Source organism: Salegentibacter agarivorans (genome assembly GCF_900113135.1).
Classification (GTDB): Bacteria; Bacteroidota; Bacteroidia; order Flavobacteriales; family Flavobacteriaceae; genus Salegentibacter; species Salegentibacter agarivorans.
Map to the genome: position 1 here is coordinate 1 of NZ_FOOH01000007.1, position 19,042 is coordinate 19,042.

The following is a 19,042-nucleotide window of genomic DNA, read 5'->3' on the forward strand; positions in this document are numbered from 1 at the left end:
CCACCTGATTTTCCATAACAAATCCTTGTCTCTCGACTTGTTTCTGCTTAGCCTGGAAAGGCGAATAATCAGGCTTCCCCCGTTAAGCAAACATTCCTGTTAGTGAAGCCATCCGTTTTAACATATATTGCTATTCGGATTTTGGGCATCGGCACTTTTTGCAACCTTACCCCCAATATATGCCAGAATCGGTTCGATTTCTCTATGTTCCACTAACTTGCTAGGTCTTCCTTCACACACCACCGTTGCCAGTGACGCACTTGACTTTACATTGCTCTTCCCTCCGATCAGGTGAGCGGGCTTTCTTTCAAGCCTCGGAATTGTTTGCATGCAGGGCAAACAAAAAACCTCTCAAAAAATTGAGAGGTTTTTAGAGCCGATGGAGGGACTCGAACCCACGACCTGCTGATTACAAATCAGCTGCTCTAGCCAGCTGAGCTACATCGGCCAGTAATCTTTATAAAGCGTTTATTTTCGCAATTAAGGCTTCAGCTTTTGCTTCCAGCTCTTTTGATACTGCTTTAAAATGTTGCTTTTTATTCTCTACATCTTTTTGGTTGATCTTAGTGATCAATTCATCAAAATCTGCAATGGCTTCGTCTACAATCGCTTCAGTTTTAGATGCGTCATCAGGGTTAGCCATTTGATGTATGTATGCTGCATCAATAATGTCTCCCATTACGTAATTCACATCTCTTTTTAATAATCTCTTACTTGCCATATCACTTAAATTTCGGCTGCGAATTTAGGCTATTTTTTAATACAAATTACAGCAAGACTAAAATTATTTTTCCTGAATTTCCTTTAGTGAATTAAGTGCCTCGGGAATATGCTGTGAAGCTCCCATACTATTAAATCTATGGATCAATCTTTTATTCTTATCAAAAACAAAAGTTTCCCTACCCGGGAGCAGACCCAATAAACCTGCTTTTACCCCAAACGCCTGTATCGCTCGCTTTTCCTTATCAGAAAGTAACACAAACGGAAGTTGATGTTTAGTAGCAAATTTTTTATGAGAGTTTTCATTATCTGTACTTATCCCAATTACTTCTGCTCCCAAATCCTGAAACTCTTCATAATGATCTCTAAAACTACAGGCTTCTTTGGTACAACCGGGAGTAAAATCTTTTGGATAGAAAAAGATTACCAAAGCTTTATCTTCTACCCTGGAAAAATGGTAGTTTTCCCCGTCCTGATCTTTTAAAGTTAACCTCGGTAATTTATCTCCAATTTTAAGTGCCATCTATTCTCCTTTATAGGTTACGTAATTTCTTGGAGTTTCGTATAAAGTGATCTCCAAATCGAGCGCAGGTTTTAATTTTTCCCTTATTTTATTCCAAATTACTACCGCAATATTTTCAGCCGTAGGATTTAGATTGTTAAAAGGTGGCACCTCTTCGTTTAAGTTCTTATGGTCAAAAGGTACTTCAACTTCTTCATAAATAAGATCTTTAAGCCGTTTTAGATCCATTACAAAACCAGTTTCCGGGTCTATTTCACCGGTAACCTTTACAATTAGATCATAATTGTGCCCATGATAGTGCGGGTTACTGCATTTCCCAAAAACCTGAAGGTTCTTTTCATCACTCCAATCTTTGCGATATAACCTATGCGCCGCATTAAAATGAGCTTTTCTATGTACGCTTAATCTCATTTTTGAATACTTGAATAATATTTGTCAAAAATAATCTTGAACCATTCGGTATAAACACCGGGATTTACTTCCATATCAGATTTTATAGCATCCAGGCTCATCCATTTCCAACTGGCCACTTCATCGGGATTAGGGTTGGGATCATCTTCATAATTCCCAATCAAAATATAATCGAATTCGTGCTCTGTAAGTCCGTTATCAAAAGGCGCTTTATAAATAAAAGACATAATTTCTTTTAAATCTGTGCTAAAGCCCATTTCTTCCTGAAGTCTTCTTTTTCCCGCAGCAACATTGCTCTCCCCTTCTCTTTGGTGGCTACAACAAGTGTTAGTCCATAATCCTGGAGAATGATATTTAGCATGTGCGCGTTGCTGGATCATTAACTCGCCCTTCTCATTAAAAACAAAGACTGAAAATGCCCGATGAAGTAAAGCTTTTTCGTGAGCTTCTATCTTCTCCATCACTCCAATTTGCTCGTCGTTTTCGTTTACTAATATTACTTTATCTGTTCCCATTTTTTTCTTTGAGTGCCAAATGTACGAAATGAAGCGGGGGTTTTACAAGTCTACATTTCCTAAAATTATGTTGAATTATTTACAAGTAAAATCCTTTAAAATTCGTTTTTTGCGTAAATATCACAATCTATAGCCAGAATAAATTCTGATCTCCTATTTTCTTCGTGCCCGGTTTCAGTACAATTACTGTTATTTCCACAATTATTTAAAAGCTCTGTTTCGCCATATCCTCTCCCCGTAATTCGGTCTTTAGAAATTCCTTTTTCGGTTAAATACTTAAATGTGGCTTCAACCCTTCTTTCAGAAAGTTCCATATTATAGCTATCATTTGCCCGGCTATCTGTATGCGACCTAATATCAAGCAATAATTCTGGATGCGTTTTCATAAATGTTGCAATACTATCCAGGGCCTGGGTATCACTTTTTCTAATTTCGGCTTTATCCAAATCAAAATGAATAGGCTTTAGGCGCAATATTCCTGCAAGATCATCGCCTACTTTAGCGTCCAGCACCGGCCTACCTTCCAAATTTCCGAATTCCAGCACATTCTTTCTTCGTTTAATCTCTGTAGCATAAAAACTCCAGTTAAAGAAGGCCCGCAATGCTGCAATATTTGAAGGTCCTTTTCCATAAATACTATGCCCTGCCTGGTACATAACCAATCCATTTTCTGGGTTTCCAAAAGCAGGACCGTAAGCTGCAACTACCGCGGTATCTTCAGCGATCTCAGGAATATCTGGCGCATCTTCATCTATTACAATTTTCTTTGTTTCTCTTCGCCACCTGTTTATTTTCTTCGGAAAAAAAATTCTTTCAGAACCATTGAGATGTGCAGCATCTGGGCTGCCAATGTATTGCGCAACAGGATCGGCCGGTAGTAAGTTTAGATAAGGGGGCGTGCCGTGTCTATGTTTTTTATAGGGAATTAAACCTGCACTTTGTGCTCCCGGGAACCCGGAACTCAAAAAATTTAACTGAACAAATTCTGTGCTATCACTCTCTTTCAGCTTAATATTTCCGGTAAGATTTTCTAATATACTTACGGCGTGACAACCGGCCCAAATTGCTCCTTTATATTTACTATTCCAATTATAAAGATTTTTATGGGTTGAAAAAGCAGGATCGGCATGGGGCATTACAAAAATATCGTCGCAAACTCCAAGATCTTCCGGAGACTTCCAGTTTTTACTGCTATTCCCACCATAAGCTTCTTCAGGAATTGCCGCCGCTTTAAAAAACGGTACAGCTATATAACCATTTTCTCTATCCAGGGTCCATCTTGGAGCGACCGATAGGCTAGTAAAAACTGGCACGCGAATAGCTTCTTCTAAATAAATTCCCACAATTCCTTTCTCTTCCCAGGCTGCAATTAAGTTTTTAATATCTTCTGTGATATAAGAAACCGGAATAATAAAAGCACTCCCTTTAAAATCAGTATCCTTATAGTTAAAATCTACCCCGTCTTTTTCTTTCCGGGGGTTAATGATCCATTTTACTTCAATTTTTTCATTTTTAAGCAAATTATAGAGCAATCCATAAGCTTGCAAAGAATTCTTTGCGGTTTGAGGTTTTGAGCCCATATTTATAACATAGGCACCGGGAGCTATTACCTGTTCAGTTCCCTGCCCAAAGCAATGGTAGTCCGAAAATAGCAAACTCAAAAAAACTATTGATCTTATAAAATACTGCCCCATAATTGTAAAATTACTGAATGTTTTTAAAGCCGTAAGTTTTTAATAGATTTTTACTGAAATGCTGAAGGCTCTTCCCCAAAGGAGTAAATAATTTATCCTTAAATTTCTTCAAAATAATAGTACTTTTGCTGCTCTAAATTTTATAGATGAAAAGTTTTCAAAAAGAACTAAAACGAAGAAGAACTTTTGGGATTATTTCTCACCCCGATGCCGGTAAAACCACGCTTACTGAGAAACTGCTGCTATTTGGTGGTGCTATCCAGGAAGCCGGGGCGGTAAAATCTAACAAGATCAAAAAAGGCGCTACAAGTGACTTTATGGAGATTGAACGCCAAAGGGGAATTTCGGTAGCGACTTCGGTTTTAGCTTTTGAATATAAAAATATTAAAATCAATATCCTGGATACTCCGGGCCACAAGGATTTTGCTGAAGATACTTTTAGAACCTTAACGGCTGTAGATAGCGTTATTGTGGTGATAGATGTTGCAAAAGGTGTAGAGGAACAAACTGAAAAACTGGTAGAGGTTTGTAGAATGCGAAATATCCCGATGATCGTTTTTATTAATAAAATGGACCGGGAAGGGAAGGACGCTTTTGAATTACTGGATGAAATTGAACAAAAATTAAATCTTACCGTAACGCCGCTAAGCTACCCTATTGGGATGGGTTACGATTTTAAAGGAATTTATAATATTTGGGAGAAAAATGTAAACTTATTTACCGGTGATCCTAAAAAAGATATTGAAGATACTATTGAAATTTCCGATTTAACTTCTGAAGAATTAGATGAACTTATTGGAAGTAAGGCGGCCGATAATTTAAGAGAAGAACTCGAACTTGCCCAGGGCGTTTACCCTGAATTCGATAAAGAAGCTTACCTGGAAGGCCGATTGCAGCCCGTGTTTTTTGGTTCGGCTTTAAATAATTTTGGAGTTCGTGAATTGCTAGATTGCTTTATTAACATCGCTCCAACTCCAAGACCAAAAGAAAGTGAAGAACGCCTGGTAAAACCAGATGAAGATAAATTTACCGGTTTTGTGTTTAAGATTCACGCGAATATGGATCCTAAACACCGCGACAGGCTGGCTTTTGTAAAGATCGTTTCCGGAAAGTTTGAGCGAAATAAAGCTTATTTGCACGTGAGACACAATAAGAATCTTAAGTTTTCCAGTCCAAACGCCTTTTTTGCTGAAAAGAAAGAAATTGTAGATGTTTCTTATCCCGGTGATATTGTAGGCTTACACGATACCGGAAATTTCAAAATTGGTGATACACTTACCGAAGGTGAAAATTTAAATTACCGCGGAATTCCAAGTTTCTCTCCAGAACATTTTAGATATATCAACAACGCCGATCCAATGAAATCGAAACAGCTCGCTAAAGGAGTTGACCAGTTGATGGATGAAGGTGTAGCGCAGCTTTTTACATTAGAACTCAACGGAAGAAAGATTATTGGAACAGTGGGAGCGCTTCAGTTTGAAGTTATTCAATACAGGCTGGAGCACGAATACGGCGCCAAATGTACCTACGAAAATCTAAACGTTTACAAAGCTACCTGGGTAGAAGCTGAAGATGAAAAAAGCGAAGAATTTAAAGATTTTAAGCGTGTAAAAGCTAAATTCCTTGCGAAGGATAAAAAGGGACAATTGGTATTCTTAGCAGATTCCCAATTTTCATTACAAATGACGCAGGACAAGTATCGTTCAATTAAATTCCATTTTACTTCAGAATTTTAAGTTTCTGATTCTAAACCAGTAATGCTTAGATTGAAAGAAACCTATTAGTACGCTGTGTTTAATAGGACTTAATTTCATATATTTTCAGCATAATTAAGGTTTTATGAATCAATTAGATGAATTTGTCTCCCAATTTGCTTCGGCGGTTTGGGGACTTCCTTTGGTAATTTTATTAATTGGAGGCGGACTTTATCTGCTTATTTTATCTAATTTTCTTCCCTTTCGATATTTAGGACATTCCTTAGACCTTTTACGAGGAAAATATAATAACCCTAATGATCCCGGGGAAATCAATCATTTCCAATCACTTTCTACTGCCCTCTCCTCTACTGTAGGAATGGGAAATATTGCTGGCGTAGCCGTGGCTATCGCTTTAGGTGGCCCTGGTGCCATTTTCTGGCTTTGGGTTAGTGCAGTTGTGGGTATGGCGACTAAATTTTTTACCAACACTCTTGCGGTTATGTATCGTGGTAAAGATACTCAGGGAAATATCCAGGGTGGGGTGATGTATTTTATTGAAGAAGGCCTTGGAAAGAAATGGAAGTTTATGGCCATCTTTTTTAGTGTTGCTGGGCTTATTGGAGCATTACCGGTTTTCAATGTAAACCAGCTTACGCAGGCTATTAATTTTATTCTTTTAGAACCTAATAATATTCCCACCGGTTTTGGTACAAACCTTATTATCGGTATTATTTTAGTCATCCTTACTTCAGTAGTAATTCTTGGTGGATTACAGCGAATAAGCAAAACTGTTTCAAGATTGGTACCTGCAATGGTAGCCCTCTATTTTGTTTCGGTAATTATTATATTAATCGTTAATTACGATGTTGTTCCTTATTACTTTTCAACGATTTTCACTGATGCTTTTGCTGCCGAAAATTATAAAGGGGAGCCTATGCTTGGCGGCGTTCTTGGCGGCTTAATAATCCTGGGAGTAAGAAGAGGTGCTTTTTCTAATGAAGCAGGGATAGGAACCGCCACAATGGCTCACGGAGCGAGTAAAACTTCTGAACCTGTGCGAGAAGGATTAGTAGCAATGTTGGGGCCGGCAATTGATACGCTGGTGGTTTGTACACTTACTGCTCTATGTATCCTGGTAACGGGAATTTGGCAGACTACAGATGTAAATGGTGTAAGTCTTACCGCAGCCGCTTTTGAAGATTCTATTCCTTATGTGGGAGATTACCTGTTATTACTTTGTATAGCCGCTTTTAGTATTTCCTCTTTGTTCTCCTTCTCTTACTACGGAACAAAATGTCTTTCTTACCTGGCAGGGGCTGAAAACAAACATTATTATAACTATTTTTATATTATTAGTATCCTCTTAGGTGCAACTACTTCTTTAAGTATGATGATTAATTTAATTGATGGTTTTTTCGCTTTAATGGCAATACCAACGATGATCTCTACTTTAATCCTTGCGCCCCGAGTGATGAAAGCTGCGCGAATTTATTTTAAGAAATATAAAGATTAGGGTATACTCCGCTGAATTATTTTTTTTCATTTTCAACAACATGAAAAACTTCAAGTTTCTTATCAGTTAGTTTTTCTAGTAAGTCGCCTTTTCTTAAAGTTCCCCATATTTCTAGTTCGGGATCACTATGTGTGGTGATAATTAATTGAATTTTGTTCTTCTTATTATTGATTTCCAATTTTTCTACATTTTGATAATGGCTTCTATCCAAACCATCAGCAACTCTAAGTATTGCTGAAAGTTTCTTTACCCGCTTTCGAGTTTTTTTATTTAATTGTTTATAATGTTCGTGGCGCTTAGCTGGTGTTGATTTTCTATGATACCTGGCAACATTTGCCATAATATTTACTTCATCTTCTTTAAAACCCAGTAAATCTGAATACCGAATAAGATACAAAGCGTGTTTATGATGTTTTCTATAAGAAATATAATACCCTATATCGTGCATTAAACTGGCATACTCCAGCAATTCCCTGTCTGATTCTTTTAATTTTAATTCTTCTTTAAATTCATCAAAAAGCTGCAATGCAAAATTTGAAACGTGCCGGGAATGTTTTTCAGGCCAGTTACATTTTCTTAATAGTTCGTAAATACTTCTGCGTCTGGGATCTTTAAAACTGGCTACAAGATCAAGGTTGAGTTGCTCTTTTTGATTGTTGATGAAGTTTAAGATCATACCTTCCCGAAGTGCACCTTCAGAAATTTTAATATTTTCAATCTTAAATTTATCTATCAGAAAATTCAGCAAAACCATTCCGGGGTTTATAATATCCACCCTTTTTTCTTCCAGGCCTTTTTCTTTAAGACGATCTTTTTTATTCAGTTTAATAAAATCCTTATATAAATCTTTAAAGTCGGCTGCGCTAAACTCCAGTTCGTTAAGGCTTCTTTTGGCAGTAATAGAATTTCTATTGGCTACCATTTCGCCAATATTCTCCATAGTTCCCGAAGAACCAATAATGGTCTTTACTTTATGTTTTTTGGCCAATTTCAACACTTCAGCAAGTTCTTTGGCAAAATGCTTTTGAAGCTTTTTAACGTCTTTTTCTTCTATAGGATCTGAATCTACAAACCCAGCGGCCATTCTTGCCACACCCAGTTTTAAACTATTATAATAAATAAATTCTTTTTGGTTACCAATAATAAATTCAACGCTACCACCACCAATATCGGCCATAAGCACCATTTCATCTCCTAAAACAATGCTATGTCTAATGGCCAGCCCAATCATTTCGGCTTCCATTTTTCCGGAAATTGCTCTTACTCTTATCCCAACATTTTCTCCTACTTCTTTAATAAAATCGCCTCCATTTTTTGCCTCCCGAATAGCACTGGTGGCAAAAGCGAGAATATTTTCAACTTTATGGCTATCGCATAAAAATTTTATTCGTTTAAGCGCTTCCAACCCGCGGTCCATTGCATCCCGGCTTAATCTATCTTCCAGACCTTTTTCAGCGAGAATAACCATCTCTTTTAATTTATTCACGGTACGGAAACTACCATCGGGATATATATCTACCAACACTGCGTGGAATGAATTGGTACCAAGGTCTATTGCAGCTATGCGCTTTTTAGGTTTAGAATTGGAAGCGTTTTTTGCCATTGTCTCGCAATTTTAAACTGAAGTATCCTTCAGGTTGTTGTACTTCTAAATTAGGTAATATTTATTAAAATCTTTTCGCTGTTTTAAGTCAATCGAGTAGGAAGATAGGGATTATCTTATTAAGATTATTGTTCCCTATCTGTCCTCTCACACCACTCAGCGTACGGGTCCGTACTGAGCGGTTTCTTAATTTATGTATTCCACTTTAGAAAAGAATCCAGTAAGAAAGTGTACCCCGCTTCTCTTAGGCGCTCTTTGGTTATTGCAACATTAAGCGTAGGAGTTCCTGATATTTTCCAGTATCCTTTTCTTGTTGAAGCCAGTTTTAGCGCTTTAGAGTTGGATATCCCTAATTTTCGGAGATTCCTTAGTCGGGTTCGTATGAGTTTCCATCTTTTCCAGATACACATTCGTAACCTTCTGCGATACCATAGGTCTACTTTCTGCATTAGACTTTTCATATCAGCCAGTTTAAAGTAGTTTACCCAACCTCTGATAAATTGGTTGAGTGCCTCCTTTCGTCTGGCCTCACCCCACCCGTTGCTCCTTGACGTCAACAACTTTATACGTCGTTTCATCTTTTGGATACTGATAGGGTGGACTCGGAGTCTGCCTTTTCCTTTATATCGGTAGAAGGTGTATCCGAGGAATTTAGTTTTAGAGATATTAGACACATTGGTTTTCCCCTTATTCACTTTAAGGAATAACTTATCCTCGATAAAAGGAATAATATTCCTTAGCGTCCGCTCCGCGCTTAGCTTACTTTTGCAGACGATCATCAATCGAGTAGGCCCAAGGAACCGCCCCCTGAGCCTCTCCCAGATCCGTACGTGATACTCGCGCATCATACGGCTGTTTCACCTATGTCTGTGAGATCTCCCGCGGTAAGACATATCACTTTCATTCCATATACCCGCATCATCTACACCCTGATCTCCGTATAGCTTTAGGACTTCGCTTTGTATGGCAAGCTCATCCAGATCAGATATGCCTTATATGATGTTCGTGTTCCTCGGATCGGAACTTTGCCGCAGGCTTCCTTCAGATTCCAACTCACGATGGATACCCTTGCCGTTGGCTAATGGTAGGTAGCTATAAACCCCCATAACGGACTTGCACCGTCAAGTGATATGCCATGCACGGCACACCACAAAAAACCCACGGAGATAAAACTTCCGTGGGTTTCCAGAATATATTATAAACCTGGATTAAGCCTGGCCGGTTGGACCAAAGTTTAATGGCATTGGTGCTTTTTCGTAATCCCTAATTTCACCGTGGGCTTTTTCAAATCGATGAATATTATCGTTTAAAGCTTTCAATAAGCGTTTGGCGTGTTGTGGAGTTAGAATAATTCGGGATTTTACTTTACTCTTCGGTCTCCCCGGCATAATATTCACAAAATCAACTACAAATTCTGAAACCGAATGATTGATTATAGCTAAATTGGAATAAGTTCCTTCAGCTACGGCTTCGTCAAGTTCTATATTTATCTGACCTTTTTTAGGTTTCTTTTTTTCTTCACTCATTAGTATAATTATTTTAAATTTAATTCTTAGAATATAATCATTTCATTCAGGACATCAATAGAAGTTGCTGCAAGTAAGTCTATACCAGATGACGCTTAATTATAGCCCCTCCTGAAAAAGCAGAACATCAAAGCAGTAAAGGATAATTGATATATCTTTACAAACCTTTTCAATAGGTTAAAAGTACAAAAAAAACCACGATGACAAATAGACCGGATCAGCTACAGAAGATCATAGGTGTAAGCCTGGACCCAATCTTTAAAAATATTAGGCCGTAGACGATCATAATTTGATATTTCCAACTGAACCCAAAGGTGGAAATCATAAATACCAGTTGTCCCTTAGCTATAACTCTCCGACTAGCGCTAAACCATCGAAAAATATTGCTACATATCAACTGCTCTTTCGTAGTTATAAAGTATATCTCCGATTTTATTATTAAACCATAACAAGCAATTAAATTGAGTTCATTTTTAAACAGTTTTCTGAAAGTTTATTAAACCACTAATTTTCCCAACCGATATAATTTTTTTTACTTTTTTTCTATGATTCCATTCGTTCCGGTTTATTAAATTTACTTTTAAAATTTCCGGCAAAGACAGTGAACATGAAGCTCTCTCATAAACCCTTTCAAACCTTTATACAAAATAACACGACGGTAAAAACCCGAAGTCGCTACGCTGATTCCTTAATCACCAGTCTGGAAGTAGGCACTAATGATATACAAGCCGAAGTTTGGGGTTCCACTCGTTACCATGTTGCCATCACCTTCAACACCAATGAAGTAATCGCCGCCCACTGCACCTGCCCTTATGACCAGGGAGGATATTGCAAGCATATTGTAAACGTTCTGGTGGAAGCCGATAGCCGGGTACAACAAGAAGTGCTTTCAAGTCAAACTCATTCCATTAATTCCCTGGAGCTTTCGGATCTTTCATTAATAAAAGAAGGCAAAACTTTTATCCTTGAGAATCAGAATATCTTAGAATTAACAGTCCCGGATCTCCAGAGCATTTCCATTACCCCAGATAATTCCAGGTGGAACTATTTATTAAATTTAATTGAAGCTAAGATACTGCCCAATGTTCTGGTTGCTAGAATCAGCGAATCCTATAGGAATTTTTTCGACCTAAAAATCATTCAGGAGGACAGGAATCTTCTTTTGGAATGTAGCTGTTCAAATAATTCTGATCTACTTTGTCTTCACCTTTCCTTTGTCCTATTAAAAATACCTGAATCAGAAGGGCTCCTATTATCCTTTGATGAAAAAAGTCGCTTTCAGCTCATTAAACAAAAAGCAGACGCCCAGGGGCTGGGAGATATTAATAATCCAGATGAATTTTACACAATTTACCAAAGATATGATAGAATATATATAGAAGCTAAACATAGCTTTTTATCGCTTACTAAACCGGACCTAATAAATCTCAAAAAGGAATTGCTCCCGGATTTCAAATTTCCCCCCTCCATTTCAGAAGATAATAAAATAGAATTTATCTTAGCGGAGGACCAGCAAGGCACTCGTTTTAAGTTTCAATTAATGGAAGCAGCTTTGACAAAAAGTGGTCGGATCAAATCACCAATTCGGCCGCTAAACCTGCAAGACAAATTAAAAACGCTTTCGCAACCAGAAGAATTTTTATTCATTACTTCTCTTTTACAACAGGAAAATTATAGCCTGGATTTTTCTGTTGACCCTCATATTCTAAAAAATCCTTTCAATTTACAATTCTACTATTTTGAACCTGATTGGCGCAACAGAAAAATAACCCCGGGAAAAATCAGGCCTGTTCGGTTTCTGATAGAAGATTTTGATACCACAGTGCAAGTGGAACAAAAAAATAATTTGTATGTCTTAAAACTTAATTTTAAAATCAACGGACATAATTATTTCTCCTATAACATTTTGCAGGTAGGAAATTATTTCGAGATTGACCACAACTTTTATTTTATTAAAAATGAAGAGGTAAATAAGCTCCTGGCATTTTTCCGGCAGAAAAAGCACGAAATATATTTAACCCAGGTTCAATTCCTACAACTTAAAAAAGAACTTTTAGACCCTTTGGAGCAAGCCGTTAAAGTAAAGTATGATTTTATAAAAAAAGTACCAGAGAAAGTCAGAAAAGAAAAATTTCTGGACCAGGTTACCGAACATATGGTTTACTTATCCGAATCAGATGATTATATTCTTATTACCCCGGTTATTCGTTACGGAGAAATTGAGGCGCCCATTCTTTCCAGGCGAAATATCTATACCGAAGATGAAAAAGGAAAAATGTACGTCGTCGACCGAAATGAAAGCATGGAACATAGGTTTAAACGCAATATTCAAGCGCAACACCTCGATTTTGACGATAATCCGCAAAATGAATTTTATTATTTACATAAACAAGAGTTTTTGGATAAGGGTTGGTTTATTGATGCTTTTGAAGCCTGGCGTGAACACGGCTATACTATCCTGGGATTCAAACAGTTAAAAAGCAACAACCTGAACCCAAACAAAATGCAGGTACAGGCTTCGGTAAAATCCGGTATTGACTGGTTCGACATTCATACCAATATCAGCTTTGGGAATCAAAAAGTAGGATTGAAGGAAATACGCAAATCCATAATTAATAAAAACCGCTATGTAAAATTAGGCGACGGCTCTAAAGGAATTTTGCCTGAGGATTGGGTAGAAAAATTCAGTCGCTATTTCCGTTCCGGGGAAATTAAAGATGATGCGATCCGCACACACAAATCTCATTTTGGACTGGTGGATGAACTTTTTGAAAAAGAAGTATTGTCGTCCGAAGTAAAAATAGAATTAGAAAATTACCGGGATAAATTGGCCAATTTTCATTCCATCCGGAATGTAAAAATACCGAAGAATTTAAAAGCCAGCTTACGGGATTATCAGAAAGAAGGTTTGAATTGGTTGAATTTTTTGGATGAATTTGGGTTCGGCGGTTGCCTGGCAGATGATATGGGATTAGGTAAAACTATTCAAATTATAGCTTATTTCCTGGTTCAAATTGAGAAAGGGAACAAAAATCCAAACTTAGTGATCGTTCCCACCTCCCTTCTACACAACTGGGAAATTGAAATTAAAAAGTTTGCACCGAAACTCAAGTATAAAATTATTTACGGAATCAACCGTGAGACAAAAAATATCCCATTTGAAGAATATGAGGTACTTATCACCTCCTATGGAACTATGTTGAACGATGCTGAAATTTTAAAAAATATTAGTTTTAACGTGATTGTTCTTGACGAATCCCAAGCAATAAAAAACCCTGCCTCAAAACGTTATAAAGCGGCACGATTGCTCAAGGCAAGACAACGAATTGTGGCAACAGGAACCCCGGTAGAAAACAATACCTTTGACCTATTTTCCCAACTTTCTTTTGCCATGCCCGGACTTTTTGGGAATGCCAAACAATTTGCTGCCGACTATTCAACACCGATTGACAAATTCCAAGATGAATCCAGGGCGAAGGAACTTCAGCAAAAAGTACATCCCTTTATTTTGAGGCGAACTAAAAAAGAAGTCGCTACAGAACTCCCGGAGAAAACAGAAATGATAGTTTATTGCGAAATGGGCAAGGAACAACGCCGCGTATATGATATTTATAAAAAAGAATTTCAGCAATATCTCAACAATAGCAGTGATGAAGAATTAAAAGCATCCAGTATGCATATTTTACAGGGCTTAACAAAAATGCGACAAATTTGTAATTCCCCTGCCCTGCTTTCCGACCAGGAATATTATGGAAGCCAGTCGGCCAAATTGGACGAGTTGATCACACAGGTCTTAAACCTACAAAGTGAACACAAGGTGCTGATTTTCTCACAGTTCGTTGGAATGTTAGAGTTAATTAAGGAACGTCTGGACCAGGAAACGATAAAATATGCTTTCCTCAGCGGTAAAACCAGAAAACGCCAAGAACAGGTTGAAATATTTCAGGAAGATGAGCAGACGCGGGTTTTTCTCATCAGTTTAAAAGCCGGGGGCACAGGACTCAATTTAACAGCGGCAGAATATGTTTTCATCGTCGACCCCTGGTGGAACCCCGCCGTTGAAAACCAGGCAATAGATCGTGCTTATCGGATTGGACAAGCCAATAAGGTTGTAGCTGTGCGTATGATTACTCCTAATACCATCGAAGAGAAAATCATAGAGTTGCAAGACCGGAAAAAGAAATTAGTAGAAGAGCTCATTCACACCGATTCCGGGTTCTTCAAACAGTTAACTAAAGATGATCTATTGAAGCTGATATAGAAAGATCAAAAATTCTGGATATCATCGATACACTAGGTTCTGAAGAAAGGTGTTGAAAGATAATAAAATATACTTCTATTAGTCCGAACTTTTAAAGACCGGTTTTGATATTAAGGAACAAAAGTATTTTTAACCTCTATTATAAAAACCAAGAAATCCCGATCTAAAGTCGGGATTTCCTGTGCTTAATTAAAAATAAAAGAGCCGCGTTTGCGGCTCTTTTATAGGCATTAGTTATAATTAACTTCTTGCTTGTGTTCCATCATTTCGTCAAATTCTTCTTTAGAACCAACGATAATGCTATCGTACTTACGCATACCTGTACCTGCAGGAATTCTATGTCCTACAATTACATTTTCTTTCAATCCTTCAAGTTTATCGATCTTACCGCTTACGGCAGCCTCGTTTAATACTTTGGTAGTTTCCTGGAAGGAAGCCGCAGAAATAAACGATTTTGTTTGTAGCGATGCACGAGTAATACCCTGAAGAACCGGTGTAGCGGTTGCAGCAGTTACGTCTCTTGCAGTTGCAAGGTTTTTATCTTCACGTCTTAACAATGAGTTCTCATCTCTAAGTTCTCTTGGTGAAACGATTTGTCCTGGTCTTAAATTCTCTGAATCTCCAGCATCTTCAACCACTTTCATTCCGAAGACTTTATCGTTCTCCTCGATGAAATCTGATTTATGAACAAGTTGGTTTTCTAAGAAAATAGTATCTCCCGGATCCTGAATTCTAACCTTACGCATCATTTGTCTTACAACAACTTCAAAGTGCTTATCATTAATTTTCACACCCTGGAGTCGGTAAACTTCCTGAACTTCGTTTACAAGATACTGTTGTACCGCGTTTGGTCCTTTGATATTAAGAATATCTTCTGGAGTAACAGATCCATCAGAAAGTGGCATACCTGCACGAACATAATCGTTTTCCTGAACAAGAATCTGGTTAGATAACTTCACTAGGTATTTCTTAACCTCTCCCAATTTAGACTCTACGATAATCTCGCGGTTACCTCTTTTAATTTTTCCGAAGGAAACAACACCATCAATCTCACTAACAACTGCTGGGTTAGATGGGTTACGAGCCTCAAACAACTCGGTTACCCTTGGAAGACCACCGGTAATATCCCCTGCTTTAGATGATTTACGCGGAATCTTAACCAAAATCTTACCAACACTTATTTTTTCTTCATTGTCTACCATAAGGTGGGCACCAACCGGAAGGTTATAAGAACGAATCACTTCATCCTTTTTACCTAAAATATGTAAAGTTGGAATAAGCTTTTTGTTACGAGATTCAGAAATTACTTTTTCCTGGAATCCTGTTTGCTCATCTATCTCTACCTGGTAAGTTACACCCTGTTCAACGTTTTCATATTTAATCTTACCGGCAAATTCTGAAATAATAACCCCGTTATAAGGATCCCACTGGCAAACTACGTCACCTTTAGAAACTTCAGCACCGTTATCTATAAAGATTTGAGAACCATAAGGAATGTTATTATTACTCAATACCACTCCGGTTTTCTTATCTTTTACTTTAAGCTCGGCAGTTCGTGAAATCACAATTTCAGACTGGCTACCATCTGGAGCTTCTCCTTTCACAACTTTAAGGTCTTCAATTTCGGCTATACCGTCAAATTTAACCTCAAGTTTATTATCTTCTGAAATGTTACCTGCAATACCTCCCACGTGGAATGTACGTAGTGTTAACTGTGTACCTGGCTCTCCAATAGATTGCGCAGCAACAACACCTACAGCTTCACCTCTTTGTACCAGTTTATTGGTAGAAAGGTTTCTTCCGTAACATTTTACACAAATTCCTTTTTTAGCTTCACAGGTTAATGGAGATCTTACTTCAACGCTTTCTATTGGAGCGTTTTCAATTTTTGTAACAATTTCTGAAGTAATTTCTTCGCCTGAGGCTACTAAAAGTTCATTATTAGAAGGATTAAGAACATCGTGAAGAGAAATACGTCCTAAAATACGTTCTCCAAGAGATTCTACAATTTCTTCGTTCTTTTTAAGTGGTCTAACTTCTACTCCTCTTAAAGTTCCGCAGTCTTCTTCATTTACAATAACATCTTGCGAAACATCTACCAGTCTACGGGTTAAGTAACCAGCATCGGCAGTTTTAAGTGCGGTATCGGCAAGTCCTTTACGTGCACCGTGAGTAGAGATAAAGTACTCAAGAATTGAAAGCCCTTCTTTAAAGTTAGAAAGAATTGGGTTTTCAATAATTTCACCTCCACCAGAGTTAGATTTCTTAGGCTTGGCCATAAGACCACGCATACCGGTTAACTGACGAATCTGTTCTTTAGATCCACGAGCACCAGAATCAAGCATCATAAACACAGAGTTGAAACCTTGCTTATCTTCACGAATACGTTTCATAGCCAATTCGGTTAGACCGGCATTGGTAGAAGTCCAGATATCAATTACCTGGTTGTAACGCTCGTTATTAGTAATAAGACCCATATTATAGTTTCCTACAATACCTTCAACCTGCTCGTTAGCTTCATCAATCATAGTTTGCTTCTCTTCAGGGATAATAATATCACCTAAACTGAAGGAAAGTCCACCACGGAAAGCGTACCCATAACCCATTTCCTTAATAGCATCAAGGAATTCACCTGTAGCAGGAACACTGGTTTTAGCCAATACATCACCAATAATATCCCTAAGGTTTTTCTTGGTTAATACTGTATTCACATATCCAACTTCTTCTGGTACAGCCTGGTTAAATAATACTCTACCAACTGTAGTTTCTATAATTTGGTAAGTTAACTCACCTACTTCATTAAAATCTTTAGCGCGAATCTTGATTTCGGCATTAAGGTCTACTCTCTTCTGGTTGTAAGCGATTACCACTTCTTCATCAGAATAGAAAGTAAGTCCTTCCCCTTTAACCTTAACCTCGTCTGTAGATTTTCTAGACTTGGTCATATAATAAAGACCAAGAATCATATCCTGAGATGGTACTGTAATAGGTGAACCGTTTGCAGGGTTAAGGATATTATGAGAAGCAAGCATTAATAACTGAGCTTCTAAAATAGCCTCTGGCCCAAGCGGTAAGTGAACCGCCATCTGGTCACCATCAAAATCGGCGTTAAATGCCGTACAGGCTAATGGGTGTAATTGTATCGCTTTCCCTTCAATAAGTTTTGGCTGGAATGCCTGTATACCTAAACGGTGAAGCGTAGGAGCACGGTTAAGCAATACAGGGTGTCCTTTAAGAACATTCTCCAGGATATCCCATACTACCGGCTCTTTCTTATCTATTATTTTCTTGGCAGATTTTACTGTTTTTACAATTCCTCTTTCAATTAGTTTTCTAATTACAAAAGGTTTGTAAAGTTCAGCTGCCATGTTCTTTGGAAGACCACATTCGTGCATCTTCAACTCAGGTCCTACAACAATTACCGAACGTGCTGAATAATCTACACGTTTACCAAGTAAGTTTTGACGGAAACGTCCCTGCTTACCTTTAAGAGAATCTGAAAGCGATTTTAACGGACGGTTAGAGTCTGTTTTTACCGCTGAAGATTTTCTTGTGTTATCAAACAATGAATCTACAGATTCCTGAAGCATACGTTTTTCGTTACGTAAAATCACTTCAGGAGCTTTGATCTCCATTAATCTTTTTAGACGGTTGTTACGAATAATAACTCTTCTATAAAGATCATTTAAATCTGAAGTCGCGAAACGCCCACCATCAAGAGGTACAAGAGGTCGTAATTCTGGTGGAATTACAGGAACCACTTTCATAATCATCCATTCTGGAAGATTCTCGCGATTATTATTGGCATCACGGAAAGCTTCTACAACCTGAAGACGTTTAAGCGCTTCGGTTTTACGTTGTTTTGAAGTTTCGTTATTTGCCTTGTGTCTTAACTCGTAAGAAAGTTCGTTAAGATCTATTCTTCTTAGTATTTCAATAAGACATTCGGCTCCCATTTTAGCGATAAACTTATTTGGGTCGCTGTCTTCTAAATACATATTTTCTTGCGGAAGGCTATCTAAAACGTTTAGATATTCTTCTTCAGTAAGGAAATCCATTTTCTTTAATGGTTCACCTTCTTCGTTTTTAGCAATACCGGCTTGAATTACTACGTAACGCTCGTAGTAAATGATCATATCTAATTTCTTAGATGGAAGACCAAGCAAGTATCCAATTTTATTAGGTAAAGAACGGAAATACCAGATATGTGCTACAGGAACTACCAAATTAATGTGCCCAACACGGTCTCTACGTACTTGTTTTTCGGTTACTTCTACCCCACAACGGTCACAAACAATTCCTTTGTAACGTATTCTTTTATATTTACCGCAGGCACATTCGTAATCCTTTACAGGACCAAAAATACGCTCACAAAACAAACCGTCACGTTCGGGTTTGTGCGTACGATAATTGATAGTCTCCGGTTTTAGAACTTCACCACGAGATTCTGCGAGGATAGATTCCGGGGAAGCCAAACCGATAGAGATTTTATCAAATCTCTTTACTGTATTCTTATCATTATTTCTAGCCATAATAACTCTGCTGCTATAATTATTGTGAAAAATCTGTTTTTGGGGCG

General features: G+C 37.8%; 12 protein-coding genes and 1 tRNA gene. 3 read left to right on the plus strand and 10 right to left on the minus strand.

The window, feature by feature from the left end:
- Positions 1-374: 374 nt before the first annotated feature.
- From BM084_RS06485 to BM084_RS06510, 6 genes are all read right to left on the minus strand, one after another.
- A tRNA-Thr gene (locus tag BM084_RS06485) sits at positions 375-448 on the minus strand.
- A 9-nt stretch (positions 449-457) separates the two neighbouring features.
- Entirely contained in the window at positions 458-721 is a 264-nt protein-coding gene (locus BM084_RS06490; protein ID WP_079714298.1) for a hypothetical protein, read from the minus strand.
- 63 nt (positions 722-784) lie between these two features.
- Complete coding sequence (locus BM084_RS06495) at positions 785-1,243, minus strand: peroxiredoxin (RefSeq protein WP_093303769.1); 459 nt, start codon at positions 1,241-1,243, stop codon at positions 785-787.
- The gene (locus tag BM084_RS06500; RefSeq protein WP_093303772.1) at positions 1,244-1,654 is read right to left on the minus strand and encodes a 6-pyruvoyl trahydropterin synthase family protein; all 411 of its coding nucleotides are present in this window, start codon (positions 1,652-1,654) and stop codon (positions 1,244-1,246) included. It lies immediately after the preceding gene.
- Complete coding sequence (gene idi, locus BM084_RS06505) at positions 1,651-2,169, minus strand: isopentenyl-diphosphate Delta-isomerase (protein WP_075326009.1); 519 nt, start codon at positions 2,167-2,169, stop codon at positions 1,651-1,653. The genes BM084_RS06500 and idi overlap by 4 nt, the downstream gene beginning before the upstream one ends.
- A gap of 95 nt (positions 2,170-2,264) precedes the next feature.
- The gene (locus BM084_RS06510; RefSeq protein WP_093303777.1) at positions 2,265-3,863 is read right to left on the minus strand and encodes an OmpA family protein; all 1,599 of its coding nucleotides are present in this window, start codon (positions 3,861-3,863) and stop codon (positions 2,265-2,267) included.
- A 146-nt stretch (positions 3,864-4,009) separates the two neighbouring features.
- Here BM084_RS06510 and BM084_RS06515 point away from each other — a divergent pair, with 146 nt between their 5' ends.
- On the plus strand, positions 4,010-5,599 hold the full coding sequence (locus BM084_RS06515) for a peptide chain release factor 3 (protein WP_093303779.1): 1,590 nt from the start codon (positions 4,010-4,012) through the stop codon (positions 5,597-5,599).
- 103 nt (positions 5,600-5,702) lie between these two features.
- On the plus strand, positions 5,703-7,073 hold the full coding sequence (locus BM084_RS06520) for an alanine/glycine:cation symporter family protein (RefSeq protein ID WP_075326006.1): 1,371 nt from the start codon (positions 5,703-5,705) through the stop codon (positions 7,071-7,073).
- A gap of 16 nt (positions 7,074-7,089) precedes the next feature.
- Here the strand turns inward: BM084_RS06520 and BM084_RS06525 are convergent, their stop codons facing one another.
- The 3 genes from BM084_RS06525 to BM084_RS06535 form a co-directional block, all read right to left on the minus strand.
- Complete coding sequence (locus BM084_RS06525) at positions 7,090-8,676, minus strand: Ppx/GppA phosphatase family protein (RefSeq protein ID WP_093303782.1); 1,587 nt, start codon at positions 8,674-8,676, stop codon at positions 7,090-7,092.
- Between the two features lie 191 nt (positions 8,677-8,867).
- Positions 8,868-9,524 (minus strand): group II intron maturase-specific domain-containing protein, encoded by a 657-nt coding sequence (locus BM084_RS19605; RefSeq protein WP_093303785.1) that lies wholly within the window; start codon positions 9,522-9,524, stop codon positions 8,868-8,870.
- A 360-nt stretch (positions 9,525-9,884) separates the two neighbouring features.
- The gene (locus BM084_RS06535; protein WP_093303787.1) at positions 9,885-10,202 is read right to left on the minus strand and encodes a DUF3467 domain-containing protein; all 318 of its coding nucleotides are present in this window, start codon (positions 10,200-10,202) and stop codon (positions 9,885-9,887) included.
- Between the two features lie 607 nt (positions 10,203-10,809).
- Between BM084_RS06535 and BM084_RS06540 the strand changes: the two genes are divergently transcribed.
- Positions 10,810-14,463 (plus strand): SNF2-related protein, encoded by a 3,654-nt coding sequence (locus BM084_RS06540; RefSeq protein ID WP_093303790.1) that lies wholly within the window; start codon positions 10,810-10,812, stop codon positions 14,461-14,463.
- Positions 14,464-14,693: 230 nt separating this feature from the next.
- On the opposite strand, the gene rpoC is transcribed toward BM084_RS06540, so the two are convergent.
- On the minus strand, positions 14,694-18,995 hold the full coding sequence (rpoC, locus tag BM084_RS06545; protein WP_093303793.1) for a DNA-directed RNA polymerase subunit beta': 4,302 nt from the start codon (positions 18,993-18,995) through the stop codon (positions 14,694-14,696).
- Between the last annotated feature and the right edge of the window lie 47 nt (positions 18,996-19,042).